The 23,514-nt window shown below is 67.9% G+C and carries 21 protein-coding genes; 10 read left to right on the forward strand and 11 right to left on the reverse strand.

Annotated features, from left to right (window positions below; all coding sequences use genetic code 11):
* Nucleotides 1-36: 36 nt before the first annotated feature.
* The gene (locus tag ASD25_RS23925; RefSeq protein ID WP_056621144.1) at nucleotides 37-672 is read right to left on the reverse strand and encodes a response regulator transcription factor; all 636 of its coding nucleotides are present in this window, start codon (nucleotides 670-672) and stop codon (nucleotides 37-39) included.
* Between the two features lie 325 nt (nucleotides 673-997).
* Between ASD25_RS23925 and ASD25_RS23930 the strand changes: the two genes are divergently transcribed.
* The 4 genes from ASD25_RS23930 (at nucleotide 998) to ASD25_RS23945 (ending at nucleotide 4,964) form a co-directional block, all read left to right on the forward strand.
* Nucleotides 998-1,633 (forward strand): response regulator transcription factor, encoded by a 636-nt coding sequence (locus ASD25_RS23930; protein ID WP_056621146.1) that lies wholly within the window; start codon nucleotides 998-1,000, stop codon nucleotides 1,631-1,633.
* A 229-nt stretch (nucleotides 1,634-1,862) separates the two neighbouring features.
* The gene (locus ASD25_RS23935; protein ID WP_056621151.1) at nucleotides 1,863-2,660 is read left to right on the forward strand and encodes a DUF2092 domain-containing protein; all 798 of its coding nucleotides are present in this window, start codon (nucleotides 1,863-1,865) and stop codon (nucleotides 2,658-2,660) included.
* 8 nt (nucleotides 2,661-2,668) lie between these two features.
* Nucleotides 2,669-3,400 carry a hypothetical protein gene (locus ASD25_RS23940; RefSeq protein WP_056621152.1) on the forward strand — a complete coding sequence of 244 codons (732 nt, stop codon included), beginning with the start codon at nucleotides 2,669-2,671 and terminating at the stop codon, nucleotides 3,398-3,400.
* Nucleotides 3,401-3,485: 85 nt separating this feature from the next.
* Nucleotides 3,486-4,964 carry a TolC family outer membrane protein gene (locus ASD25_RS23945; RefSeq protein ID WP_056621153.1) on the forward strand — a complete coding sequence of 493 codons (1,479 nt, stop codon included), beginning with the start codon at nucleotides 3,486-3,488 and terminating at the stop codon, nucleotides 4,962-4,964.
* A 109-nt stretch (nucleotides 4,965-5,073) separates the two neighbouring features.
* Here the strand turns inward: ASD25_RS23945 and ASD25_RS23950 are convergent, their stop codons facing one another.
* Nucleotides 5,074-5,703 carry an OmpA family protein gene (locus ASD25_RS23950; RefSeq protein ID WP_162252100.1) on the reverse strand — a complete coding sequence of 210 codons (630 nt, stop codon included), beginning with the start codon at nucleotides 5,701-5,703 and terminating at the stop codon, nucleotides 5,074-5,076.
* A 52-nt stretch (nucleotides 5,704-5,755) separates the two neighbouring features.
* On the opposite strand from ASD25_RS23950, the gene ASD25_RS31075 reads away from it, so the two are divergent.
* Nucleotides 5,756-5,980 (forward strand): hypothetical protein, encoded by a 225-nt coding sequence (locus tag ASD25_RS31075; RefSeq protein ID WP_162252101.1) that lies wholly within the window; start codon nucleotides 5,756-5,758, stop codon nucleotides 5,978-5,980.
* A gap of 369 nt (nucleotides 5,981-6,349) precedes the next feature.
* Entirely contained in the window at nucleotides 6,350-6,784 is a 435-nt protein-coding gene (locus tag ASD25_RS31080) for a putative quinol monooxygenase (protein ID WP_056621156.1), read from the forward strand.
* A 9-nt stretch (nucleotides 6,785-6,793) separates the two neighbouring features.
* Here the strand turns inward: ASD25_RS31080 and ASD25_RS23960 are convergent, their stop codons facing one another.
* From ASD25_RS23960 to kduD, 4 genes are all read right to left on the reverse strand, one after another.
* Entirely contained in the window at nucleotides 6,794-8,353 is a 1,560-nt protein-coding gene (locus ASD25_RS23960; RefSeq protein WP_056621157.1) for a carboxylesterase/lipase family protein, read from the reverse strand.
* Nucleotides 8,353-9,459 carry a sugar kinase gene (locus ASD25_RS23965; RefSeq protein WP_056621158.1) on the reverse strand — a complete coding sequence of 369 codons (1,107 nt, stop codon included), beginning with the start codon at nucleotides 9,457-9,459 and terminating at the stop codon, nucleotides 8,353-8,355. The genes ASD25_RS23960 and ASD25_RS23965 overlap by 1 nt, the downstream gene beginning before the upstream one ends.
* Before the next feature lie 100 nt (nucleotides 9,460-9,559).
* Nucleotides 9,560-12,529 carry a TonB-dependent receptor gene (locus ASD25_RS23970; protein WP_082572620.1) on the reverse strand — a complete coding sequence of 990 codons (2,970 nt, stop codon included), beginning with the start codon at nucleotides 12,527-12,529 and terminating at the stop codon, nucleotides 9,560-9,562.
* A 299-nt stretch (nucleotides 12,530-12,828) separates the two neighbouring features.
* Nucleotides 12,829-13,572: a 2-dehydro-3-deoxy-D-gluconate 5-dehydrogenase KduD gene (gene kduD / locus ASD25_RS23975; protein WP_056621166.1), complete on the reverse strand. Its 744-nt coding sequence runs from the start codon at nucleotides 13,570-13,572 to the stop codon at nucleotides 12,829-12,831.
* Between the two features lie 234 nt (nucleotides 13,573-13,806).
* Between kduD and ASD25_RS23980 the strand changes: the two genes are divergently transcribed.
* The gene (locus ASD25_RS23980; protein ID WP_056621167.1) at nucleotides 13,807-14,469 is read left to right on the forward strand and encodes an RpiB/LacA/LacB family sugar-phosphate isomerase; all 663 of its coding nucleotides are present in this window, start codon (nucleotides 13,807-13,809) and stop codon (nucleotides 14,467-14,469) included.
* Between the two features lie 41 nt (nucleotides 14,470-14,510).
* Here the strand turns inward: ASD25_RS23980 and ASD25_RS23985 are convergent, their stop codons facing one another.
* Nucleotides 14,511-15,290 (reverse strand): LytTR family DNA-binding domain-containing protein, encoded by a 780-nt coding sequence (locus ASD25_RS23985; RefSeq protein WP_056621168.1) that lies wholly within the window; start codon nucleotides 15,288-15,290, stop codon nucleotides 14,511-14,513.
* A gap of 147 nt (nucleotides 15,291-15,437) precedes the next feature.
* Between ASD25_RS23985 and ASD25_RS23990 the strand changes: the two genes are divergently transcribed.
* Nucleotides 15,438-16,367 (forward strand): hypothetical protein, encoded by a 930-nt coding sequence (locus ASD25_RS23990; protein WP_056621169.1) that lies wholly within the window; start codon nucleotides 15,438-15,440, stop codon nucleotides 16,365-16,367.
* Nucleotides 16,368-16,391: 24 nt separating this feature from the next.
* On the opposite strand, the gene ASD25_RS30745 is transcribed toward ASD25_RS23990, so the two are convergent.
* Complete coding sequence (locus ASD25_RS30745) at nucleotides 16,392-16,568, reverse strand: hypothetical protein (RefSeq protein WP_156389449.1); 177 nt, start codon at nucleotides 16,566-16,568, stop codon at nucleotides 16,392-16,394.
* Between the two features lie 151 nt (nucleotides 16,569-16,719).
* Nucleotides 16,720-17,763: a LacI family DNA-binding transcriptional regulator gene (locus ASD25_RS23995; RefSeq protein ID WP_056621171.1), complete on the reverse strand. Its 1,044-nt coding sequence runs from the start codon at nucleotides 17,761-17,763 to the stop codon at nucleotides 16,720-16,722.
* A 170-nt stretch (nucleotides 17,764-17,933) separates the two neighbouring features.
* On the opposite strand from ASD25_RS23995, the gene ASD25_RS24000 reads away from it, so the two are divergent.
* Together ASD25_RS24000 and ASD25_RS24005 are read left to right on the forward strand one after the other, a co-directional pair.
* Nucleotides 17,934-18,743 carry a 2-keto-4-pentenoate hydratase gene (locus ASD25_RS24000; protein ID WP_056621174.1) on the forward strand — a complete coding sequence of 270 codons (810 nt, stop codon included), beginning with the start codon at nucleotides 17,934-17,936 and terminating at the stop codon, nucleotides 18,741-18,743.
* 59 nt (nucleotides 18,744-18,802) lie between these two features.
* Nucleotides 18,803-22,435, forward strand: coding sequence for a hydantoinase B/oxoprolinase family protein (locus tag ASD25_RS24005; protein ID WP_056621176.1), 3,633 nt, complete (start codon nucleotides 18,803-18,805; stop codon nucleotides 22,433-22,435).
* On the opposite strand, the gene map is transcribed toward ASD25_RS24005, so the two are convergent.
* Nucleotides 22,432-23,199: a type I methionyl aminopeptidase gene (map, locus tag ASD25_RS24010; protein WP_056621178.1), complete on the reverse strand. Its 768-nt coding sequence runs from the start codon at nucleotides 23,197-23,199 to the stop codon at nucleotides 22,432-22,434. The two genes, ASD25_RS24005 and map, sit on opposite strands and share 4 nt — an antisense overlap.
* On the reverse strand, nucleotides 23,196-23,408 hold the full coding sequence (locus ASD25_RS24015; protein ID WP_056621181.1) for a ParD-like family protein: 213 nt from the start codon (nucleotides 23,406-23,408) through the stop codon (nucleotides 23,196-23,198). Before ASD25_RS24015 ends, map begins: the two co-directional genes overlap by 4 nt.
* Between the last annotated feature and the right edge of the window lie 106 nt (nucleotides 23,409-23,514).

Below are 23,514 nucleotides of genomic sequence, written 5' to 3' on the forward strand. Positions count from 1 at the left end.
CCGAAGGGCCGGACAGCCAAGCTCAGGCCGATCCGCTCAGGCCTGGATAAGGTTGTTCCGGATAGCGAAGCGGACGAACTGGCCGGCAGTCCGCACCCCGGCCTTGCGCATGGCCGACGCACGATGGCTCTCGACCGTCTTGACCGCGATGTCGAGCAGGCTCGCCACGTCCCGGTTGGAGGCGCCCTCAGCGATCAACTGGGCGATCTGGAGTTCCCGCGGGGTGAACGCCTCGAGACTCGACCGCTTGCGATCGTTCACCGCGGCTTCCAGCAGCAGTTCCGCGACCACCGGCGAGAAATAGGGTTTCCCGACAGCCAGCGCCGCGAGGGCCGCCTCCAGATGGGGGCAGGTCTCTGACTTGAGGAGATAGCCGCGGGCGCCGGCCACCAGACAATTGCTGACGGTCTCGTCGTCGCTCGTCATGGTGAATATCAGAACGCGCGTGGCGGGCAGCACGCTACGCAGTCGCCGGGTCAGCAGGATGCCGCCCAGCCCCGGCAGGGAGATGTCGAAAATCGCGATGTCCGGACGTTCGCGAATGGCCATATCGAGGGCGGACTGACCATCCGCAGCCTCGCCGCAGACTTCCCAGCCGTCGTGCCCTTCGATGACGTGGCGCACGCCAAGGCGTACGATTTCGTTTTCGTCCGCGATCAAAATTCGCAGCATGCGCCCTCCAGCCGGAGCGGTAGCGGGCAACCTACGAACTCCTGGAAGTGAAAAAATCAGGTCCAGGCCTGAATGGGGCTCAGTGACTCCCTAGCCACCCGGAGCAAAAAATGAGATAGCTTCGCAATCCCGGCATCGAAACTACTCTTATCTATGATCGAATGATCATAGTAAATCGACCATTAACCCGAGAGCGTTACAATATCAGCGTACTTCTCAGGGTTTTTGCTGAGTAAAAAACAGACGTTTTATTTGAGCGGGTTTCTCTGGTTGTCTGATAGGGTTTGTTCAGGGTTGAAACGAACTCTTTAGCTGGGGGGCTGTCATGCTGCGCGTGTTGATTGCGGACGACCATGAGCTGATTCGACGGGGCGTCAGAAACGTCGTGGAGTGCCACCCCGGCTGGGAGGTTTGCGGCGAAGCCGACGACGGCCAGGCAGCCCTCGATCTTGCAATGAAGGAGCGGCCGGACGTTGTTGTCATGGACGTGTCGCTGCCGACCATGAACGGCGTTGGTGTCACGCGCAGACTGCACCAGGATCTCCCGGGCGCCAGCGTCCTCCTCTATACGATGCACGACGAGGACGACACGATCAGCGGCGGCCTGAGCGCCGGCGCGCGCGGCTACCTCCTCAAGACCGACAGTGCGGCCAGTCTTGAAGCCGCGATCTCCTCACTGGGCGCGAGGCGCACCTATTTCTCGTCCGCGGTCTCGGAGTTCCTGCTCGACGCGGCGGTCAACGACCGCAAGCGCTCGCGTCTGGAGAGCTTCACGATGCGCGAGCTTGAGGTGGCGCAGCTGATCGCCGAGGGCAATTCCAACAAGCAGATCGCCCGCAAACTGGTTCGCAGCATCAAGACCGTGGAATGCCACCGCGCCGCGGCGATGAGGAAGGCGGGTGTACGCACGGCCGCCGAGTTCGTGCGCTTCGCGATCAAACAGAACCTCATCCAGGCCTGACCTCGGGCGCGCGCCGGACGCCCGCTTTGGCGTCCGGTCAGGACCCTGTGGCCGATCGGCTCCATGAGGGCTGACGGCCAGCGCCTGCAACGCTTCTTCCCCATCCGCGGGCCTAGGCGCCCCGCGCAAAATCCTTCGGGGTTTCGCCCGATTTGGTTTGTTCGCTGAAAGGTGGAGCCTCTCCAACGGCCGCATTGCAGCGCGCCAATACAGCGTTGGAGATCACGGCATGAGTCCGCTTCGTCTGACCCTCGGCGCCAGCCTGGTGCTTGCGTTGGCGTCCGTCGCCGCCGCGCCCCTGGCGGCGGCCCAGACAGCACCCCCGCCGACGGAGGCCGCGCCATCAGCGCCCGACGTGGCGGTCGAGCCGGCGGCCCTCGAGACTCTCGAGCGCATGAGCAACTACCTGAAAACCCTCACCAGCTTCGAGATCGTAGCGCGCACCAGCCAGGATCTTGTCACCGCAGACGACCAGAAGGTGCAGATCGACGGGGTCAACCGCTACCTCGTCCGGCGCCCTGACGGGTTCAGGGTGGAAGTCGCCACCGACCATCGCGTGCGACAGCTCATCTACGACGGCAAGCAGATGACCCTGTTCGCTCCGGAACGCGGCGTCTACGCCACGGTCGACGCCCCGCCCACGGCGCGCGAGGCGCTCGACCTCGCGGAAGAGAAGTATGGCCTCGCCATCCCCCTGCAGGACCTGTTCGCCTGGACCGATCTGAGCCAGCACACCCGTCCGGGACCGGAAACCGCCTCGGTCATCGGCGTAACCCGGATCGACGGGGTCGACTGCGATCACCTGGCCTTCCGGGAAGGGTCGGTCGACTGGCAGATCTGGATCCAGCGCGGCGACAAGCCCCTGCCCCGCAGGATCGTCATCATCGACCGCGCCCAGACCTCGCTGCCCCGCTACGAAGGCCAGCTGACGTGGAATGAGCCCCCGCAGATTACCGCGGACACCTTCACCTTCACTCCCCCCACCGGCGCCATCCCGATCCGGATCGCGACGGTTGAACCCCTGTGAGAAGCGTCATGAAAACCCGCAAGGTCGCCCACGCCGCCGCGCTGATGATGGTGACCGTCATCGCCACGGTCGTCCCCACGATGGCGGAAGCCCAACGCCGCGGCGGAGGCGGCGGCGCCCGATCCAGTATCGGCGCATCGTCCCGCGGCGGCTTCTCCGGAGGCGGAATGAGCGCACGCTCCCATAGTGGGGGGTCACGATCCAGCAGCATGGGCTCGCGGTCGGCCTCGTCCGGCAATCGCGCGGCGACGAGACCGGGGGGCGGAGGCGCCGGCGTAAGCGACCGATCGGCTGGAGCGGGTAACCGCGCTGGAGCCGGCGATCGCGCAGGAAACCGCCCCGGCTCCGGCGACCGCGCCAACAACAGCGGCAACCGCATCAACAGCGGCGGGGACCGGATCAACGGAGGCGACCGGATCAACGGCGGCGACCGGATCAACACGGGCGACCGCAACAGCGGCAACCGGATCAATACCGGCGACATCAACATCGACGCTGACGGCGGCTGGGGCGATGGCGGCTGGGATTGGGATCACCCCATCGCCGGAGGCATCGCCGTGGGCGCGGCCATCGGCATCGGCGCCCGCATGTTCGCCCTGCCCTACGGCTGCTCGCCCTACTACGTGTCCTACTATTATTGCGGGGGGGTCTACTACCAGCCGCAGTACGAGGGCGACACGGTGGTCTACGTCACGGTCGATGACCCGGCGACGACGACGACGGTGGTGCAGAACCCCTGAAGCCGCGGGCCTTCGCATGGCGTGAGCGGGGAACGCGCAGAGGCGCACGGGGCGGCGCTGGCCGCTGTCATTCGGGACGCTGGTCATGAGGATACGCACACGCGCCCTGGTCTCGCTCGTCGTGGTGGCCATCACAGCGGGCCCGGGCGCGCCGGCGTGGGCGGATACGTTGCGCGAGGCGCTGGCGCTGGCCTACCGGACCAATCCGTCGCTGCTTTACCAGCGGGCCAACCAGCGGGCGCTGGATGAGCTGATCGTGCAGGCCCGCTCCGGTCTGCGGCCCCGGGTCGATGTGTCGGTGGCCGGCGCCTATTCGAAGGTCGAGTCCCCGCTCGGGTCCGAAGACAGCGACAGTGCGTCTGTCAGCATCGGCCTGTCGCAGATCCTGTATTCCGGCGGACGGATCACCCACAGCATCCGGGTCGCCGAAGCGACCATCCTGGCCGGTCGGGAAAGTCTGCGGGACATCGAGCAGCAGGTGCTGGCCTCGGTAATCCAGGCCTATGCGGACATCCTGCGCGACACGGAGATCCTGCGCATCCGGCAGGACAACGTCACGGTCCTGCGCCGCCAGCTGTACGACACCACATCCCGTTTCGAGGTCGGGGAGCTCACGCGAACCGAAGTCGCCCAGAACGAGGCCCGCCTGAGCCAGGCCGAAACCGACTTCACCGACGCGCAGGGACAACTGGGCATATCGCGCGCGGCCTATGCCGCGGTCGTGGGCCAGACACCGGGAGCGCTGGATCCCATGCCGCCGCTGCCCGGCATGCCGACGGACTTCGATCAGGCGCTTGATATCGCCAACCTGGACAATCCCGGGATCCGGGCGGCGGGCTACCAGCTGCAGGCGGCCGAGGCCACGGTCGCGGCGGCCAAGTCCGAGAACATGCCCTCAGCCCGGCTGACCGCGTCCTACGGCGGCGCAAACGACGACTTCGACCAGCTGGGCGACATCATCGACAACACCCAGTTCCTGGCGGGGGCGACCCTGTCCGTTCCCCTGTCGACCGGAGGCCTCAACGGTTCGCGGATCGCCGAAGCCTACGAACGCGCCAACGCGGCACAGATCAATGTGGAACGCGAACGGCGCAATACCCTCCAGCAGGTCAGCTCGGCCTACGCCCAGGCGCTGTCGGCCCGGGCGGCGCTGGGCACCGGCCGGGAGTCGGTGCGCGCGGGGACCGTCGCGGTCGCCGGGGTGCGGGACGAGGCGGATGTCGGTCTTCGAACCACCCTGGACGTGCTCAATCAGGAACTGGAACTGCGCAACGCCGAGATCGGCCTGGTCAGCGCGCGGCGCAACGAATACGTGGCCCAGGCGAACCTGCTGGCCGCCATGGGGCGGCTGGAAGGGCCCGATCTCGATCCCGACCTGATCCCCTATGATCCGGCCGCCAACTATCAGCGTATCCGCGGCCGGGGCGCCCTGCCCTGGGACGGGGCCGTGGAATCCCTCGACCGCATGGCCGCGCCCCCGATCGTGCCGGCGGACGACGCGCCCGATGCGCCGATCGATCAGCGGCTCAAATCCTACACGCCGGGAAGCGATCCACGGACCTGAGACTCCACGCCGCGAGCGCGGCCTCTCCGGAGTGCAAAAGAGGACGCGCGCCTTCAGGCCCGCGTCCTCCAGCCCGGCTCCCGGGCGCGCCGGGAGCCGGTTCGTTCGTTCAGGGCCGCCGGGCGGAGGCGCTTACCGCGAGCGTAACCGTCACGCGGCGGGCTTCGGCGTCGTTCTGCGGAACATCCGGATCATGCGCCACGGGGGCCGAGCCGAGGGCGGCGGGCAGCAGGAACTTGTCCGGGGTGATGCCGGCCGACCGCTCCAGATACCGGATGACGGCCTGGGCCCGGCGCTGGCTCAGACGTTCGTTGGCCGCCGCATTGCCCGTCGGATCCGCCCGACCGACAACGGCGAAGCGGTAGGCGGTGTTGAGCCCGCGGGCCTGTTCCGCGATCGCGTCGAGACTGGCGCGGCCTTCGGCAGAGAGTTCGGCGCTGCCGAGCGCAAAGAAGACCTTCGTCCGGCCCGCCTGGACCAGCTGGCCGATGTTGTCGATGCGCTCGGAATTTTCAGCTACGCGCGCCTCGGTTCCGACCAGTCCGCCGGCGATCGCGCGGGCGGTGCGAAGATCGCCCTCCTTGAACGTGACCTCTGCAGCGGTCAGGTCGGCCCCATCGCGCACGCCTTCGACTGACACCGTAAGGCCGGGGAGGAGATCGGCGGCCGGGTGGTCCTCACCGCGAACGTTCAGCAGGCCGGTCGTGCCGCGAATTCTGGTGGAGCCCGTCAGGTTCACCCGATGGTCTCCTTCGGCATTCCTGATCACAACCGTCGATCCATCGTTCGACGTGACCACGCCTCCGACCTCGGCGGGCTCCTGGGCAAAGGCCGCACCAGCGACGGCGCAGGATGCCGCTGCCGCCACCATCAACGCCGCGAATACATTCCTTGATCTTGTCATCGCCATGTCCTCGTCACGCGAGGCCGAGATGGCTCGCAGACTACCGGCGTACCGAAAGGACCTGAGGCTTGATATCAGGTCCGCACCTTATGATTTCTGGATCAAATCCTGATCCTTGTTACATTCCGACATTGTGGATACTTCGCGAGCGACCGAGCACTGCGGCAAATGCTGCAAGGTTTTGGAAAGCATGGGGTTCGCCGCGTGTCTCTTCGGGTCAATACCCGATGCCCAGACGCCGCCTTTCCGGGACAAATGGGGGCGTTCGGAACCCCTGACCCCGAACATTGGGCCTCACCGCCCAACCGTGGAGACGGCCCTGCGTGCATGCGCAGGGCCGTGGCCATGTCAGGAAGGCGCCTCGCAAATGCCCGCCGAAATAGGGGTTTCGCCCGGTGGTTCGGACTGCCGTTTCGAGGTTTCATGGATGCTTCGACCGGACGCAACTGTCCGGCCCCACGCGAGCCAGCAGAGACCTGCGATGGTCATCGTCACCGGAACGATCGACGTGGCCCCCGAGCGGCGGGAGGCCTTCATACACGACCAGCTGGATCGCATTCGCGAGACCCGCGCCGCCAAGGGCTGCCTGACCTGCGCCTACAGCCCCGACCCCCTCGATCCCGGGCGGGTATTGTTGATCGAGCGATGGGCCAGCCAGGAAGATTTCGACGCCCATGTCGCGTCCGCCCGGCCGTGCCCCCTGACCGTCCCCTCCGAAATCGTGACCAACGTCGTCTCTGTCTCCGTCTATGACGTGGCGAAGGAGCGCTGGCTTGGAGGATGGGACATCGACTTCCCTTCGACACCGGCCCTGCTGGGGCAGAAGCACGGCGGACTGCATATCGATCCGGATGTATGGAGCGCCCCCCTGCGCCGATGGGCGACGAGCGCGTTCGGTCTCCATCCAGCCCGCTAGACCGCGCCGTCAGGTCCCCGGCTGGACGTAGGGCGTTTGCGCGAAGAAACGGCGTTCGGCGCCCCGGGGATCGTTCTCGAGCCGGGTCTGAACGTCGAACACCATGGTCTCGCGGTTCATGAGCCCGTACGGCTTCCAGGCAGGAAGGGCGGGGTGGTTGGGATCGCCCGAGCGCGCGAACGCGATGAAGGCGTCGCTGAGGCGGGCGGCGACCTGCCGGGCGCCGGGGCCCGCGACGCGCGCGCCGGGGGCGTCCACATTGTCGAACGCCAGGGCGATGTCGACCGTGTGGTACGCGCCCGACCGGCCGTTCTCGAGGGTTCCCGGGAAATCCATCTGATAGACCCATGCCGGCGCGCCCTGGACCGCCCTCGCCTCGGCCTCGATGACCGCAGCGCGCCAGGACCGGCCGGCGGTGGAGGCGCCGATCAGCACCTGATCCGGCGTCCAGTCCGGATACAGGCGACGGTATTCGGCGATGACGACTTCCGGGGCCACGTCGATGCGCATGACGTCGGGCGCCATGCGGTCGGGCAGGGATTCCCACGTCAGGCCGGTGTTGGCGGGATTGCCGCCGAGGAAGGCCAGGGTCTCCTCGCGGGTATTGCCGATGATCATCGGCACGCCGGCGGACTGGTCCGGGGCGTCTGGATAGAAGGGGTGACGGAACAGGCTCTGGTGATCCACCACGGGGCCGAAATACAGGCTGCCGTAGCCGAGCACGGGATCGGGCGCGCGGGCGGCTTCAAGCAGGGCCTCGGCCGGCATGTCGAGCAGGTCGCGAACCCTGTCCGGCCCGACCCCGGCCGCCTCCAGCCATGCGCGTGTGCGACGCGTGGCGTTCAGCGGGCCCGACGCCGTCACCTGCTGACCGCTCATGGTGGCGGCGCGATGGAACAGGCCCTTGGCTGACGGCGTGGCCATCAGCGTCGCGATCTTGGCGCCGCCCCCTGACTGACCGAACACCATGACGCGATCGGGATCGCCGCCGAAGGCGGCGATGTTGTCCCGGACCCACTGCAGCGCCTGAATGATATCCAGCTGGCCGGCGTTGCCGGAATGGGGGAAGCCCGCATCGAGGCGGTGCAGATACGCATAGCCGAACAGATTGAGGCGATGGTTCAGCGTGACCACGACCACATCGCCGCGCGCGGCCAGCCGCGATCCGTCATAGATCGGCGAGGAGCCTGAACCGGTCGAATAGGCGCCGCCGTGGATGTAGACCATGACCGGTCGCCGCCCGGCGTCGAGCCCCGGCGTCCAGACGTTGAGGAACAGGCAGTCCTCGGACTGGTTGGCCTCTCCTCCTGACTGGGGCGAAGCAGCGCCGTAATCCAGAGCCTCGACCGGACGTGACCACGAAACGGGTATGCGCGGCGGCTGGAAGCGGTTGGGGCGGGTATCAGCGCCGTAGCGGACACCCTTGAACGACAGGATCCCGTGATCTCTCAAGCCGATGACGGGACCGTGCGCCGTCGTCGGGCGCGGGGACGTCGGCGCTGCACGGGCAGGCGTGGCGGCCAGCGCCGTCGCCGCGAGCGCGCCGAGCGTTTCGCGGCGCGTCAGCATCACCGGATCGAACGCCCGTCGCCGCCCGCCAGCAGGGCCGCGATCTCATCGCGCGACACCATGGAGGCGTCGCCCGGCGTCGTCATCGCCAGCGCCCCGTGCGCCGCGCCCCAGGCGACGGCTTCCTTGACCGAAAGGCCGTTCATCAGCGCCCAGGCGAGACCGGAGACGAAGCTGTCCCCGCCCCCGACGCGGTCGAGGATTTCCAGATCGGCCCAGACCGGGGCCGTATGCAGTTCGCCGCCGCTCCACGCGGCCGCCGACCAGTCGTTTCGACTGGCCGTCGAAGGGCGGCGCAGGGTCGCAGCCACGACCTTCGCCTGGGGGTAGAGACCGCTGAACGCCTCGGCAGCCGCGGCGAATGCCGGCGCCCCGAGGCCTGCGTCGCTCCCGCCCTTCGGCTGTTTCAGGTCGATGCCGAGACAGGTTTCGAAGCCGTACCCGTCGCCGATCATCACATCGACGGCGCCCGCGATGGCGCGGTTGACGCGACGCGCGGCGTCAGGATCCGGATGACTGTCCCACAGGCTGGCGCGGTAGTTGAGGTCATAGGACACGACGACCCCGTGCCGGCGGGCGGCCTCGACCGCCTCGATGGCGACCTCGGCGGTCGAGGTCGACAGGGCCGCGAAGATGCCGCCGGTGTGCAGCCAGCGCACGCCCTCGTCGCCAAACAGCCGATCCCAGTCGATCTCGCCGGGACGCATCTGGCTGGCGGCCGAGTTGGCCCGGTCGGACAGACCGCGCGCGGGCCGGACGCCGAACCCGCGCTCGGTGAAGTTCAGGCCGAGGCGGGTGTTGCGGCCCATGCCGTCGGCTTCGCGCCAGAGGATGTGGCTGCGGTCCACGCCGCCCTGGGCGATCAGGTCGTCGGCCAGCCGACCCAGATCGTTGTCCGGCAAGGCCGTAACGACCGAGCCGCGCATATCGAAGGTCCGCGCCATGGCCCGGACCACATTGTACTCGCCGCCGCCTTCCCAGACGTCGAAGGACCGCGCGTTACGGACGCGGCGCTCACCGGGATCGAACCGAAGCATGACTTCGCCAAGGGCGACCATGTCCCAGCGGCATTGTTCGGGCGGGCGGAGGTTCGGCAGGGCAGACATCCCGAAATCCTATACGCCGCCTTGTCACGGCGGTAGCGGCCAAAGAAAGGGCCGGCGACTTTCGCCGCCGGCCCAAGGTGACGTTCAGGAGAACGCGTTTCTAGAAGCGATAGCGGGCGCCGACGAACACCTGGCGGCCCGTGTGGTGGTAGACCGAGGTGCTTTCCCGATCGAGGCCGTCGCCGACGAACTGGTGGTTCGCCTCGTCGGTCAGGTTCAGGGCCTCCAGCGTGAGCTGGACCTGTTCCGTCAGCTGGTAGGAGGCGGAGGCGTCGAGGTTGAAGGTTTCCTTCTTGCCCTCGATCGCATTGCCGTTCCGGCCCGGGACGTTCTGGAGGTAGGAGTCGCGGATGGCCGCCGAGACCCGCGCCGAGAACTTGTCGTCCTCATAGTACAGGGTGGCGTTGTACGACTGGGGCGACAGGTTGATCAGGTCGGCCGTTACGAAGACCGAGCAGAGCGCGTCGTTGCAATAGTCGATCTCGGACTCGACGTGGGTGTAGTTCAGCTGCACCCCCGTGTTGGCCAGGAGGCCCGGCAGGAAGCGGAAGGGCTGCTGGTAGCTGACCTCGAAGCCGGACAGCGGGCCGCCTTCGGTGTTCACCGCTGCGGTCAGCTGGAAGATGGTCGAGGCCGTGCAGGTGCCGGTGCAGAAGGCCGGCGCGAAGGCGGACGGGTTGAGCAACGTCAGATCCGAATACGGCAGGTCCTGACGCACCAGCTGAATGTAGGTGTCGATGTCCTTGTAGAAGTAGGCGAAGGACAGCAGGCTTTCCGGCGCGAAATACCATTCGATGCTGAAGTCGTAGGTGTCGGCGCGGAACGGCTCCAGCTTCACATTGCCGATCGTGGCGGTGAAGTTGGGGCCGGTGGAAAGGGCCGTCGTCGGGACCAGGAAGTTGGTGCCGGCCAGGTTGTTGTTGATCGGCGGACGGGCCATCACCTTGGCCGCGCCGAAGCGGATGAACAGGTCCTCGACCGGCTCCAGCACAAGGTTCAGCGACGGCAGGGTGTCCGAATATTCGTTCTCGCCGGTCACCAAGGTGCCGCCGCCGGTCGAGCTGTAACCGACCGCTTCAAGCACGGTGTTCGCCTGACGCACGCCGATGTTGCCGCGCAACGGCATGTCGCCCAGCATCGTGTTGAAGTCGGCCTGGAGGTAGAAGGCCAGATCCTGCTCGTAGATCGACCGGTTGCCGCCGCGGGCGTTGCCGTTGGTGATGCTGGTCAGGCGGAAGTCGCCGCCCGGAACGCCGGTGTCGCAGTTGCAGTAGATGTTGAACAGGGTGGCGATCGCGTCCAGATCCGGCCGCAGCCAGCTCGTGTCGGCGCCGGTGGGGACGAGGTCCTTGCCGAAGCCCGTCAGCAGGTTCGAGATGCCGGCGACCGTCGTGCCGGCCGGCAGCTGGGGCACCAGGGTTTCATCGGCGCGGCGCGATTCATAGGAATCGGTGTCGTAGGTCTTGAAGTTGATCCCCGCCTTGATGGTGACGAACTCGCTGGCGTCGAACTCGATGTCGGCCTGGGCGGTCGTGAACAGGGTGTCGACCCCGTTGGGCCGCAGGCGGATTTCCGAACGCGGCAGCGCGCCGAGGCCGGTGCCCAGATTGGCGCCCCGCCACGCCCAGTTGGCCGGGTTCGTGACGTCGAAGCCGTAGCTGATCACCGGAGCATCGGGGTTGCCGCGGAAGTCCCACGAATAGCCCTGGGTGTTCTGGCGATCGAGGGTGACCGTGGTCTGGACCGGGTTCTCGAAATTCGATTCCGCCCGGCCATAGTAGAAGCTGCCGCGCAGACGGTCCGAGAAGTCGTGCTCGGCCGTGAAGCTGATCTGGGTGTACTCGGTCGAGAGCACGTCGAAGCGGCTCTCGGAGCGGATATCGACGTTGTCGAACACGCCGTAGACCAGCATGTTGTTCTCGACCACGGCTTCGCGCACGCCGATCTGCGTCTGGCCGCCGGCCGCGGCGTTGCGGCTGAAGGACAGAGCTTCGAGGAAGTCTTCCTGACGGGTGGCGTCCAGCTTGGAATACAGGATGTCCAGCGAGAACAGGGTAGTCTCGGCCGGCCGGTACTGGAAGGCGCCGGTGACGCCCAGACGTTCCTGCTCGTGGGTCAGGCGGCCGTAACGCGGCAGACGCGGAATGAAGACGCTGGCCTGGTTGGCCGTCGTGTAGGCGGCGTTGTTCGCGGCCGTGTTCGCCGGGCGCGCGACGCCGGTGGCGCAGTTGGCGGCCGTCGTGCCGTTCGCGGCGCTGTTGCCAGGGTTCTGGGGCGCGAAGCCGACCGGCGAGCAGAAGCCGCCGCTGTTCGTCGAGCCCGGCGCCGCGGCGGGCGCCCAGCGGACGGAACTGAAGCCCTCTTCAAGCAGGCTGCGCTCGCTGTAGGCCAGCGAGACCAGCGCGCCGAACTCGTCATTGGCGCCGAAGGTGTTGCTGAGCAGGAAGGCGTAGCGCGGGTTGTACTCTTCCGAGAGGTCGTTGTAGCCGACCTGGGCCGAGGCGGCGGCGGTGAAGCCGCGTCCGTCGAACGGGCGTGTGGCCATCAGGTCGACGGTGGCGCCGAGCGAACCCTCTTCGGTTTCGGCCGCGGCGGTCTTCCGCACGGTGATCGAGTTGAAGAGTTCCGAGGCGAAGACGTTGAAGTCGAAGCCGCGACCGCGGTTTGCCCCGCCCGAGGAGTCGGTGCCGCCGGCGGTGGCCTGGGCTTCCATGCCGTTGATGCGGGTGCGGGTGAAGTCGGGGCCGAGGCCGCGGACCGTAATCGTCCGGCCTTCGCCGGCGTCGCGGTCGATCGACACGCCCGGGACGCGCTGGATCGACTCGGCCAGGTTCAGGTCCGGGAAGTCGGCGATATCCTCGGCGACGATGACGTCCACCATGGTGTTCTCGCGCCGCTTGGCGTCGAGACCGGCGCTCAGGCTGGCGCGGAAGCCGGTGACGATGACCTCGTCGACTTCCGTGGCGTCCTGCGGCGCAGTCTGCGCGGCGGCGGCTCCAACCCCCAGCGAGAGGGCGACGGCCAGGCCGGACGCTCCCGCGAAAAGGCTACGGCGAAGGGCGCGGGTCATCCCCGGCTGAATGGCTTGCATAATATGCCTCCTCCCAATTGGGCATACAGAACGCCGGGGTGACCCCGGTCTATCGATTTTTGCGGGCGAACCTTGCTGGCTCGTCCCGGTTTGACACCGGTGTCATAGTTGCGCGGAACGCTTCCTGACACCGGTATCAATCGAAGCCTACCCCTATGATCCGCGTTTTGGGAAGCCCCCTTCTGCCGACCGGAATGGCAAGCGCGGCCATAACGCGGATCGGCGTGACTTTGGAGGCACACCGATGCGCGCGCCGGGGTCGAGACGCGGGTTGCGGGCTAGCGCGCCAGCCACCCGCCATCGACGGCCAGCACCGTGCCGTGGACATAGCTGGCGGCGTCCGACGACAGGAAGACGGCCGCGCCCGCGAGATCCGAGGGTTTGCCCCAATGGCCCGCGGGAATTCGCGCAAGGATGTCGCGGTTGCGCGTCTCGTCGGCGCGCAGGGCCTCGGTGTTGTTGGTCTCGAAATAGCCGGGCGCGATGCCGTTGACGTTGATGCCCTTCGACGCCCACTCGCACGCCAGAAGTTTGGTCAGACCCGCGAGGCCGCTCTTTGAGGCGGTGTAGGACGGCACCCGGATGCCGCCCTGGAAGGACAGCATCGAACAGATGTTGATGATCTTGCCGCCCCGGCCGTCCCCGACCCAGGTCCGGGCCACGGCCTGGCTGAGGAAGAAGGCTGTCTTCAGATTGGTGTCCATGACCGCGTCCCAGTCGGCCTCGCTGAAGTCGAGGCTGTCGGCGCGGCGGATGATGCCGGCGTTGTTGACGAGGATGTCGACCGGACCCGCCTGCGCCACCACATCCGCGATCGGCGCGATGGAGCCGAGGTCGGCGGAGATCGCCTTGAACGCCCGCCCCATGCCGGTGACCATGGCCTCCGTTTCGGTCGGCGCCGAACGGCCGACGGCGACGATGTCGGCCCCCGCCTGCGCCAAACCGACTGCAATAGCCTGGCCCAGTCCGGTGTTGGCGCCGGTGACGAGGGCCGTGCGGCCGGAAAGATCGAACGGGTTCATTTCAACAGGCCTCGAGATTGGCGAACACATCGCCGGTCCGGAGGATCTCGCATGGACGCGCGCTGGTCGACATGCTTTCCCCTCCCCGGCTTGTTTCATGCGGATTGAACGCATAGGTAACCGGTGTCATAAACTGATGCAAACGATGGGACGGCGACGCGATCGGATGCAGCCGATCAGTCCCCCCGAGGGTTGAACCCTCACGCCCACCATCACCACGCCCTGAGGAACGCCATGAAAATCGCCCTGATCATCGAGAACAGCCAGGCCGCCAAGAGCGAGACGGTCCACGCCGCCCTGACCGCTGTGGCCGAGCCCTTGGGCCACGAGGTTTTCCACTACGGCATGTACACGCCCGAGGACAAAGCGTCGCTGACCTATGTCATGAACGGCCTGCTGACGGGCATCCTGCTCAATTCGGGCGCGGCCGACTTCGTGGTCACGGGCTGCGGCACCGGCACGGGCTCGATGCTGGCCGCCAACGCCATGCCGGGCGTGTTCTGCGGCCTGATCATCGATCCCACCGACGCCTTCCTGTTCGGCCAGATCAACGACGGCAACGCCATCGCCATGCCCTACGCCAAGGGCTTCGGCTGGGCCGCCGAACTGAACCTGCAGGACGTCTATCGCAAGCTGTTCGAGGGCGAACGCGGTCTGGGCTATCCCAAGGAACGCGCCGAGATCATGCGCAAGAACCGGGGCATCCTGAAGGACCTCAAGGCCGTCACCTGCCACGACATGCTGACCGTCCTGAAGACCGTCGATCAGGACCTGCTCAAGGCCGCCGTCGCCGGCGAGCGCTTCCAGGAATACTTCTTCGCCAACGCCACGGACGAAGGCATCCGCGACTACATCAAGGGCCTCGTCGGCAGCCCCCGCGTGCTCGAGAACGCCTGAGCCCACCTCCAGCAACCCTGAAGCGCGGCTGATCACCCGCTTCAGGTCTCGCCGGCGGCCCTGCCATCCAGCCAGCCGGCTGACCGCAGGCGGGCCACGCTGGCGCGCGAAACGGGCGCCTCGATCCCGCCCTTGAGCCGAAGGCGAAGATTGCGGCCGTCCTCGATCACCGCATCGACGGCGCGGCGCGCGACCCACCACGAGCGGTGGACCTGGAGTCCGTCCAGGTCGCCCAGCTCGTCCAGCGCCTGACCCAGCGACATCAGGACCAGCACCGAGCCCCGCTCGGTGTGCAGTCGGACATAGTGGTCCTCCATCGACAGACACAGCAGATCGCTGCCGAGCCGCGGCGGCAGATGACGCAGGATATGCGGCGCCCCCGTCTTGACGGGCTGCGGGGACGCCGGGCTCTCAAGGCGGCGGACGAGGGTGGCGTGCAGGGCGCCGTAGATCAGGATGACCAACACCGTCTGGCCGTACCAGTCGACCGGACTGACGCCCTGACGGATGCCCGGCCAGATGGCGATGGCGATCATGCGGGTGATCCCCGCCAGCGGCAGTCCCAGCGCAAGCACCATCGCCGGCGCCCAGGCCCAGACCGGGACCCCGGCCCGCCGGGCGCGCGGCGCCAGCACGCGAATGGCGAGACGCAGGGTCACGCCGCAGATCAGGAAGACGCTGACCCAATAGGCGATCCTCACGGCAAGGACGTCGTTGAAGAAGCTGCCAAACGGGCCGATCACCCCCATCAGAGCGCCGGTCGCCAGACAGACAGCCAGTTCAATCGCCCAGACGCGGGCCGTGTTCGGTGTGTCGCTCATCGTTCCCCCGGGAGGACTATAGCCGCCCCGGCGATCGACGAAACCGTTGGCCGGGCCGCGAACCCGTTCGCCCGTTGACGAAGTGGCGCTGGCGCGAGCCGCGGCCGGGTCCGATCGAGGGCGCCTCACCGACCCGCAGGACCCGCCATGTCCCATCTTCGCACGTCCATCGCCTTGTTCGTCGCCCTCATCCTTGGGGCCGCCGCCGCATCGACCGCCGCTGCGTCGGCCCAGGATGCAGACCAGACCTTCCGCTTCGCCGATCCCGAAGGCGGAGAGATCGAAGCCGGCGTCTGGCTGCCCGCCGACAGCGACGTCTCCGGCCTCCGCCCCCTGATCGTGATCTCCCACGGAAACGGCGGAGGATTCACGGGTCACCATGACACCGCGGAGGCGCTGGCCGAGGCCGGGTTCGTGGTCGCCGCCCTGACGCATCCGGGCGACAACTGGCGCGACGACAGCCGCCAGACCCGGCTGTCGGATCGCCCGCGCCACATCAGCCTGTTGATCGACCATATGACCCAGGACTGGTCCGGCCCCGTGAGGATCGACACGGCGCGCATCGGCGCCTTCGGCTTCTCGGCCGGCGGCTTCACGGTCACGGCCCTCATCGGCGGGGTCAGCGACCCCCGGCTCATCCAGCGTCATTGCGAGGAGGAGCCGCAGATGTTCGCCTGCCGCCTGATCGCGCAGAGTCCGATCGATGCGGCGACGTGGCGGGCGGTCGGCCGTGATCCGCGCATCAGGGCCGCTGTCATCGCGGCGCCCGGCCTGGGCTATGCCTTTACCGACGAGAGCCTCGCGGCGGTGCGGATTCCGGTCCAGCTCTGGCAGGCGGAGGGAGACGAGATCCTGCCCGCCCCTTTCAATGTCGAGCCGGTCCGCGACCGTCTGGGCCGAACGCCCGAGTATCATCTGGTCGCCGGCGCCGGTCATTTCGACTTCCTGCCGCCCTGCACGGACGGGCTGCGGGCCGCGATACCGGTCCTGTGCCAGTCGCAGCCGGGGTTTGACCGGGCCGCCTTTCATCAGCTGCTCAACCGGGAGGTGGCGCGCTTCTTCCGCGAAACCCTTTGAGACTTCGGCGGGTCCGGCGGTCGGTCAGCCGGCCAGCGCCGAAACGACGGCCGCCATCATCTGGCCGATACCGAGAAACACGCCGGCGACGGCCCCGCCGCCCTTTATGACGACCAGGGCCGCCAGACCGACGATCAAGGAGGTTTCCACAGCATTCGCACGGCTGAGCTTGGAATCGGCGGCGGGCTTTGACGCGTGCATGTCGACAGTCCTTTCCCACATTCCGCGGCAGTGAGCCATGAAAGTTTACGGGCGTAAACCGCCTTGTTGCCGAAGCGGAATGTTCGTCGCTGACGTCAGAGCTGACTTTCGTTCGCGGCCGCCCCGGATCGGGATCGCATGGCGTGCAGATTTACCGCCCCGGGGCCGCCGTCGAATCCCGGACGACAAGAGACGGGTCGACCTCCGGCTGGACCATGGTCGCCGGGTCGAGCCCCCGGCTGCGCGCCGTCAGCTTCTCGGCCGCCATCCGGCCCATGTCGCGGATCGGCAGGCGGACCGTGGTCAGGTTGGGCCAGACGCGCGAAGCCATGGGCAGATCGTCGAAGCCGACGATGGACAGGTCCTCGGGCACGCGCAGCCCGGCGTCGCGGGCGGCCTTCATGACGCCGATGGCCATTTCGTCGTTGCCGGCGAAGATGGCGGTCGGCCGCTGCGGCAGGGCCAGCAGTTCAGTCGCCGCCTCAACCCCGGATTCAAACGTGTAGGCCCCGCGCCGGACGTAGGCCGGGTCTAGCGTCACGCCGTGCTCGGCCAATCCCTCGGCGAACCCCCTGCCCCGCTCGTGTGATGAGCGGAAGGTGTCGGGGCCGGAGATGAAGGCGATCCGCCGGTGGCCGAGCTCGGCCAGATGCCGCGCGGCCCGGGCCCCGCCGCGACTGTCGTTGGTCACGACCATGCGGGCAGGCTCGTCCAGCGAGACCGAAGCGATGCGCACATAGGGGCAATCGGCCTCGCGCAGGATGGCGACGACGCGGTCGTCCTCGGACACCGACGGCGGCATGACCACGCCGAACAGCTTCTGCCGGACGATGAAGGCCTGGACCTCGTGCAGGAATGTGTCCGAGCCGCGGTTGCAGGGGTGGACCAGCAGTTCGAGGCCCGAACCCCGCACGGCGTCCAGCACGCCCTGCTGCATGTTGACGACATAGTTCGGGCTGGGGTTGTCGTAGATCATCCCGACAAGGAACGAGCGCCGGAAGGCCAGCCCCCGGGCTTGGGGATCGGGGCTGTAGCCGTGCTCGGCGATCACGGCCTCGACCCGCTTGCGGGTGTCTTCCTTGACGAAAGGCGAGTTGTTGATGACCCGCGAGACGGTCTTCTTCGACACCTCGGCCAGCCGGGCGATGTCGTTGATCGTGGCGGGCTTTCCGCCTGTCCGTCGGGTTTCGTTCACGTCAGGATTCTCTCTGGCCGAACCTTGTCCTTAGCCTTTGCCGCCCCGTCTGTCAGCGGTCACGTCCCGCGGCGAAGCGCCGGGCGACAGCGCCACAGAACAAGCGTCGCCGGATTCAAATTGACACCGGTTTCCTTCCTGCGCAATGTCCGCGCCAAACGGGAGGCGGCGTGAGCCACGCATTCGATAAATCCAGTCCGTCGCCGATCGCGCGCGCCTTCGTCGATGCGCGGCGGGCGGGACGATTCCTGTCGCCCTATCCCGGTCCGATGCCCGCCACCATGGCCGAGGCCTATGAGATCCAGGACGAGGCGATCGCCGCCTGGCCGGACCGGATCGCAGGCTGGAAGCTGGGCCGGATCAAGGAACCGCTGGACCAGAAATACGGCGCAGGCCGGCTGGCGGGCCCGATCTTCTCGCGCAACGTCTGGCAGGCGGGCGCGGAGCCGACGCGTTTTCCTGTGATCGACAGCGGCTTCGCAGCGGTCGAGGCCGAGTACATCATCCAGATGGGCGTCGACGCGCCTGACCGGGGCGACTGGACGGTTGCGTCGGTGGTCCCGTTGATCGGACAGGTGTTCACCGGCGTCGAGATCGCCGGCAGCCCGTTCGCCGCCATCAACGAACATGGCCCGGCCGTCACGGCGTCGGACTTCGGCAACAACGCCGGGCTTATTCTCGGCGATGAGATCGCCGGCTGGCGGGACCGGCTGGCGGCGCTGACCTGCACGGTCGCGATCGACGGCCAGGTCATCGGCCGGGGCGGCGCCGTGGACATTCCGGGCGGGCCATTGGACTCACTGGCCTTCCTGCTGAACCTGCTGCATGCGCGCGGCCGGCGGCTTGAAGCGGGGCAGTTGATCTCGACCGGCGCGGCGACCGGGGTCCACCAGATCTTCATCGGCCAGTCCGCCGTCGCCGACTTCGGGTCGGACGGACGGATCGCCTGCGAGGCCGTCGCCGCGACGGCGACCGTCTGACGTAGACGGACGGCGCCGTCCCCGGCTATCTGCATCGCTCCTGCCGCCGGAGCGAACCCATGAGCGCGTCACCGATCCCTGCGCCCGCCGGCTGGCGCTTCTGGATCGATCGCGGCGGCACCTTCACCGACATCGTGGCCCGCGCGCCTGACGGTCGGCTGGAGACGCGCAAGCTGCTTTCCGACAACCCGGAACAGTACGCCGACGCGGCTGTGGAGGGGGTGCGCCGCATCCTTGGAGCCGCCCCGGGACTATTGCCCGCGGGTCGGGTCGACGCCATCCGCATGGGCACCACGGTGGCGACCAACGCCCTGCTGGAACGCAAGGGCGAGCCGACGCTGCTGGCAATCACGCGCGGCTTCGGCGACGCCCTGCGCATCGGCTGGCAGAGCCGGCCCGACATCTTCGCCCGCAACATTGTGCTGAACGAACAGCTGTACGACCGGGTCGTAGAGATAGACGAGCGAGTCCGCGCCGACGGGACCGTGGAACAGCCGCTGGACGAGCACCGGGTCCGCATCGATCTGACGGCGGCGCATGCAGCGGGGCTGCGCGCAATCGCCATCGTTCTGGTGCACGGCTGGCGGTTCACGGCGCACGAGACGCGACTGGCGGCGATCGCGCGCGAGGTCGGGTTCGAACAGGTTTCGGTCAGCCACGAGGTCGGGGCGCTGATCAAGCTGATCGGGCGCGGCGATACGACCGTGGCCGACGCATACCTGTCACCGATCCTGCGCGCCTATGTGGACCGGGTCGGCGCCGATCTGGGCGAGGCGACGCCGCTGCTGTTCATGCAGTCCAGCGGCGGACTGACGGCGGCGGGGGCCTTCCGGGGCAAGGACGCCATCCTCTCGGGACCGGCGGGCGGCGTGGTCGGCATGGCGGAGACGGCGCGCGCCGCCGGCTTCGACCGGGTCATCGGCTTCGACATGGGCGGCACCTCGACCGATGTGTCGCATTTCGCCGGGGACTATGAGCGCACTTCCGACGCCGTCGTCGCCGGGGTCCGGCTGCGGGCTCCGATGCTGGGCATCCATACGGTGGCGGCGGGGGGCGGCTCGATCTGCCGGTTCGACGGATCGCGGCTACGGGTCGGGCCGGAGTCGGCGGGGGCCGTGCCCGGACCGGCCGCCTATCGGCGCGGCGGACCGCTGACGGTGACCGACTGCAACGTCATGCTGGGCAAGTTGCGGCCGGACCAGTTCCCCGCCGTCTTCGGGCCGGACGGCGATCAGCCGCTGGACGCCGGGGCCGTGCATGAGAAGTTCGCGGCGCTCGCCGCCGAGGTTGCGACGGCGACGGGCCGCGAGACCACCCCGGAAGCGCTGGCCGAGGGCTTCGTCACCATCGCCGTGCAGAACATGGCCGAGGCGATCAAGTCGGTCTCGATCCAGCGCGGCTATGACGTGACCCGTTATGTGCTGAACTGTTTCGGCGGCGCAGGCGGTCAGCATGCCTGTCTGGTCGCGGATGCGCTGGGGATGACGCGGGTCATGCTGCACCCGTTCGCCGGGGTGCTGTCGGCCTACGGGATGGGGCTGGCCGACGTGCGGGCCATCCGGCAGGCCACGGTGGCGGCGCCGCTGGAAACGACGGGCGACGCAGCCCTGAGCGAACGGGCCGGCGCCCTGACCGCCGATGCGCGCGGCCTGCTGGTCGCGCAGGGGTTTGCTGACAGCGCGATCACCACCGTCGTTCGCGCCGAAATCAAATTCGCCGGGTCGGACACGCCGCTTTCGGTTCCGTTTGGCCCGGCCGATGAGATGCGGGCGGGGTTCGAAGCCCTGCACCGCCTGCGTTTCGGCTTCTTCGCCGAGGACAAGGCTTTGGTCGTGGAGACGCTGGAAGCCGAGGCGGTGGCCGCTTCGGATCAGGCCGCGTCCGCGCCGTTCACGACCGCGCTGCAGGACGCGCCGCCGGTTGTCGCCCGCGTGCCCGTACGGATGGCGGGCGCCGACCATGACACCCCGGTCTATCGCCGCGACGCCTTCGGACCCGACGCCGCCGTCGATGGTCCCGCCGTCATTCTGGAGGAGACCGGCACCACGGTGCTCGAACCCGGCTGGCGCGCCACGGCCGACGAGGCGCTGAACCTGATCCTCGCCCGCGTGACCGCCCTGCCCGCCCGCGCGGCCTTGGGCACCGACGCCGATCCGATCATGCTGGAGGTATTCAACAGCCGCTTCATGGCCGCCGCCGAGCAGATGGGCGAGGCGCTGCGGGCCACGGCCTATTCGGTGAACATCAAGGAGCGGCTGGACTTCTCGTGCGCCGTCTTCGACGCCACCGGCGCCCTGATCGCAAACGCGCCGCATATTCCGGTCCATCTCGGATCGATGGGCGAGAGCATCCGCACCGTGATCCGTTCGCGGGGAGACGCCGCCGACGGCCGGGGCATGCGGCGCGGCGACGTCTACATGCTGAACGCGCCTTACAACGGCGGCACCCACCTGCCCGACATCACCGTCATCATGCCGGTGTTTCTGGAGGCCGACGACGCGCCCGCCTTCTTCGTCGCGGCGCGGGGCCACCATGCGGATGTCGGCGGGACCACGCCGGGATCGATGCCGCCCTCCTCGAAGACGGTCGAGGACGAAGGCGTGCTGATCGACGACTTCCTGCTGATCGATGCCGGGCGGCTGAGGGACGCCGAGACGCGAGCGCTGTTCGCCTCGGGCCGCTATCCCTCGCGCAACGTCGGGCAGAACATGGCCGATCTGAAGGCCCAGGTCGCCTCCTGCGCCCGTGGCGCCGACGAGCTGACGCGGATGGTCGGCGAATTCGGCCGCGAGGTGGTCGCCGCCTATATGAGCCACATACAGGACAATGCCGAAGAAGCGGTCCGGCGCGCCATCGCGGCGCTGAAGCCGGGCGCGTTCGCGCTGGAGATGGACGACGGCGCGGTCATCAGAGTGCGCATCGATGTAGACGCCGCGACCCGCAGCGCGGTCGTCGACTTCACCGGGACCAGCGATCAGCGGCCGAACAATTTCAATTCGCCGCTGTCGATCACCCGCGCCGCCACCCTCTATGTCTTCCGCACGCTCGTGGACGACGCCATTCCTCTGAACGAGGGCTGTCTGAAGCCGATCCGGCTGATCGTGCCGGAGGGGTCGATGCTGAACCCCCGCTACCCCGCCGCCGTCGTCGCCGGCAACGTCGAGACCAGCCAGGCCGTGGTCGACTGCCTGTACGGCGCGCTGGGCGTGCTGGCCGCCAGTCAGGGGACCATGAACAACTTCACCTTCGGCGACGACGCCCGGCAGTATTACGAGACGATCGCCGGCGGCGCCGGAGCCGGGCCGGGCTTTGACGGCGCCTCCGCGGTCCAGACGCACATGACCAACAGCCGCCTGACCGATCCCGAGGTGCTGGAGACCCGATTCCCCGTATTGCTTGAAGAGTTCTCGATCCGGCGAGGCTCAGGCGGAGATGGCGCCAACCGGGGCGGCGACGGGGCCGTGCGGCGGGTGCGGTTCCTCCAGCCCCTGACGGCGGCCATCCTGTCGAACCACCGACGAACCGCGCCCTTCGGCGCCGCGGGAGGCGCGGACGGAGCGACCGGCGTCAACCGGATCGAGCGCGCCGGCGGCGGCCGCGAACTGCTGGCCTCAACCGCCGAGGTGCGTATGGAGCCCGGCGATGTCTTCGTCATCGAGACGCCGGGCGGCGGCGGGTTCGGACCGCGCTAGACCCGGCCGACCTCATCCGGCCGCAACGTCAGCACGCGAACCCCGTCCCGGGTGACGGCCACGGTGTGCTCGAACTGGGCGGAGAGCTTCCCGTCGGCGGTCGCCACGGTCCAGCCGTCGTCCTGCTCCACGACCGCACGGCCGCCCTGGTTGATCATGGGCTCGATCGTGAAGACCATCCCCTCCTTCAGGGTCAGGCCCGTGCCGGGCTTGCCATAGTGGAGCACCTGCGGAGCTTCGTGCATTTCACGACCGATGCCGTGGCCACAGTATTCGCGCACGACGGAATAGCCGGCCTGTCTCGCATGGCGCTCGATGGCATGGCCGATGTCGCCGAGGCGCGCGCCGGGGCGCACCGCGCGGATACCCTTCCACATCGCTTCAGAGGTCGTCCGAACCAGCCGCCGCGCTTGCGGTCCCACTTCGCCTATCAACCAGGTCTTGCTGGAGTCGGCGATAAAGCCGTTCTTCTCGAGGGTGATGTCGAAATTGACGATATCGCCATCCCGCAGCATTTCGCCCGCCGACGGCACGCCATGGCAGACGACGTCATTGCGGGAGCTGTTGAGGACAAAGCCGTAGCCGTACTGGCCCTTGCTAGCGGGCCGCGCCCCCAGCTCGTCGACGATATAGGCCTCCACGGCGTCGTTCACCGCAAGCGTAGTCATGCCCTTGAGGGGCTGTTGATCGAGCCAGCTGAACACCGAGGCAAGCAGACGGCCCGACTCCGCCATCAGCTCGAGTTCCTGCCCTGTCTTGATCATGCCGCCGCGGCCGTGCGCCCCGTCGCCTCGACGCCCGCGGCCCTCAGCTCGCGCGCGACCAGTTCCTGAAAGGTCAGGCCAGGGTTTAGTTCACAGAGCATGCCGAGCCTGATCCAGAAAGCGGCCTGGGCGTTGATCGACCGGCACGACGCCTTGCTGGCGCGGCGCAACTGCTCGTGCAGGTCGTCCTCGATATTGACGATGCCCATAGGTCTCTCCGGCGTATACGTTTCGTAGACGTTGTATATATTTCGGACTGAATCCGGGCAAGGCCGCCGGGCGTTCTGTCGTCGTTCGCCAGCAAGGCCTTTGCGA

The sequence above is a fragment of the Brevundimonas sp. Root1423 genome (assembly GCF_001426805.1).

Excerpts from the sequence above, each read along its gene's own strand:
- ASD25_RS23980 (WP_056621167.1), top strand. The coding sequence starts at position 13,807 with ATGAAAATCGCCCTGATCATCGAGAACAGCCAGGCCGCCAAGAGCGAG.
- ASD25_RS24015 (WP_056621181.1), bottom strand. The coding sequence starts at position 23,408 with ATGGGCATCGTCAATATCGAGGACGACCTGCACGAGCAGTTGCGCCGC.
- ASD25_RS23970 (WP_082572620.1), bottom strand. The coding sequence starts at position 12,529 with ATGACCCGCGCCCTTCGCCGTAGCCTTTTCGCGGGAGCGTCCGGCCTG.
- map (WP_056621178.1), bottom strand. The coding sequence starts at position 23,199 with ATGATCAAGACAGGGCAGGAACTCGAGCTGATGGCGGAGTCGGGCCGT.
- ASD25_RS23945 (WP_056621153.1), top strand. The coding sequence starts at position 3,486 with ATGAGGATACGCACACGCGCCCTGGTCTCGCTCGTCGTGGTGGCCATC.
- ASD25_RS23925 (WP_056621144.1), bottom strand. The coding sequence starts at position 672 with ATGCTGCGAATTTTGATCGCGGACGAAAACGAAATCGTACGCCTTGGC.
- ASD25_RS23965 (WP_056621158.1), bottom strand. The coding sequence starts at position 9,459 with ATGTCTGCCCTGCCGAACCTCCGCCCGCCCGAACAATGCCGCTGGGAC.
- ASD25_RS23935 (WP_056621151.1), top strand. The coding sequence starts at position 1,863 with ATGAGTCCGCTTCGTCTGACCCTCGGCGCCAGCCTGGTGCTTGCGTTG.
- ASD25_RS31080 (WP_056621156.1), top strand. The coding sequence starts at position 6,350 with ATGGTCATCGTCACCGGAACGATCGACGTGGCCCCCGAGCGGCGGGAG.
- ASD25_RS23985 (WP_056621168.1), bottom strand. The coding sequence starts at position 15,290 with ATGAGCGACACACCGAACACGGCCCGCGTCTGGGCGATTGAACTGGCT.
- ASD25_RS30745 (WP_156389449.1), bottom strand. The coding sequence starts at position 16,568 with ATGCACGCGTCAAAGCCCGCCGCCGATTCCAAGCTCAGCCGTGCGAAT.
- ASD25_RS23930 (WP_056621146.1), top strand. The coding sequence starts at position 998 with ATGCTGCGCGTGTTGATTGCGGACGACCATGAGCTGATTCGACGGGGC.
- kduD (WP_056621166.1), bottom strand. The coding sequence starts at position 13,572 with ATGAACCCGTTCGATCTTTCCGGCCGCACGGCCCTCGTCACCGGCGCC.
- ASD25_RS23940 (WP_056621152.1), top strand. The coding sequence starts at position 2,669 with ATGAAAACCCGCAAGGTCGCCCACGCCGCCGCGCTGATGATGGTGACC.
- ASD25_RS23960 (WP_056621157.1), bottom strand. The coding sequence starts at position 8,353 with ATGCTGACGCGCCGCGAAACGCTCGGCGCGCTCGCGGCGACGGCGCTG.
- ASD25_RS24005 (WP_056621176.1), top strand. The coding sequence starts at position 18,803 with ATGAGCGCGTCACCGATCCCTGCGCCCGCCGGCTGGCGCTTCTGGATC.
- ASD25_RS23990 (WP_056621169.1), top strand. The coding sequence starts at position 15,438 with ATGTCCCATCTTCGCACGTCCATCGCCTTGTTCGTCGCCCTCATCCTT.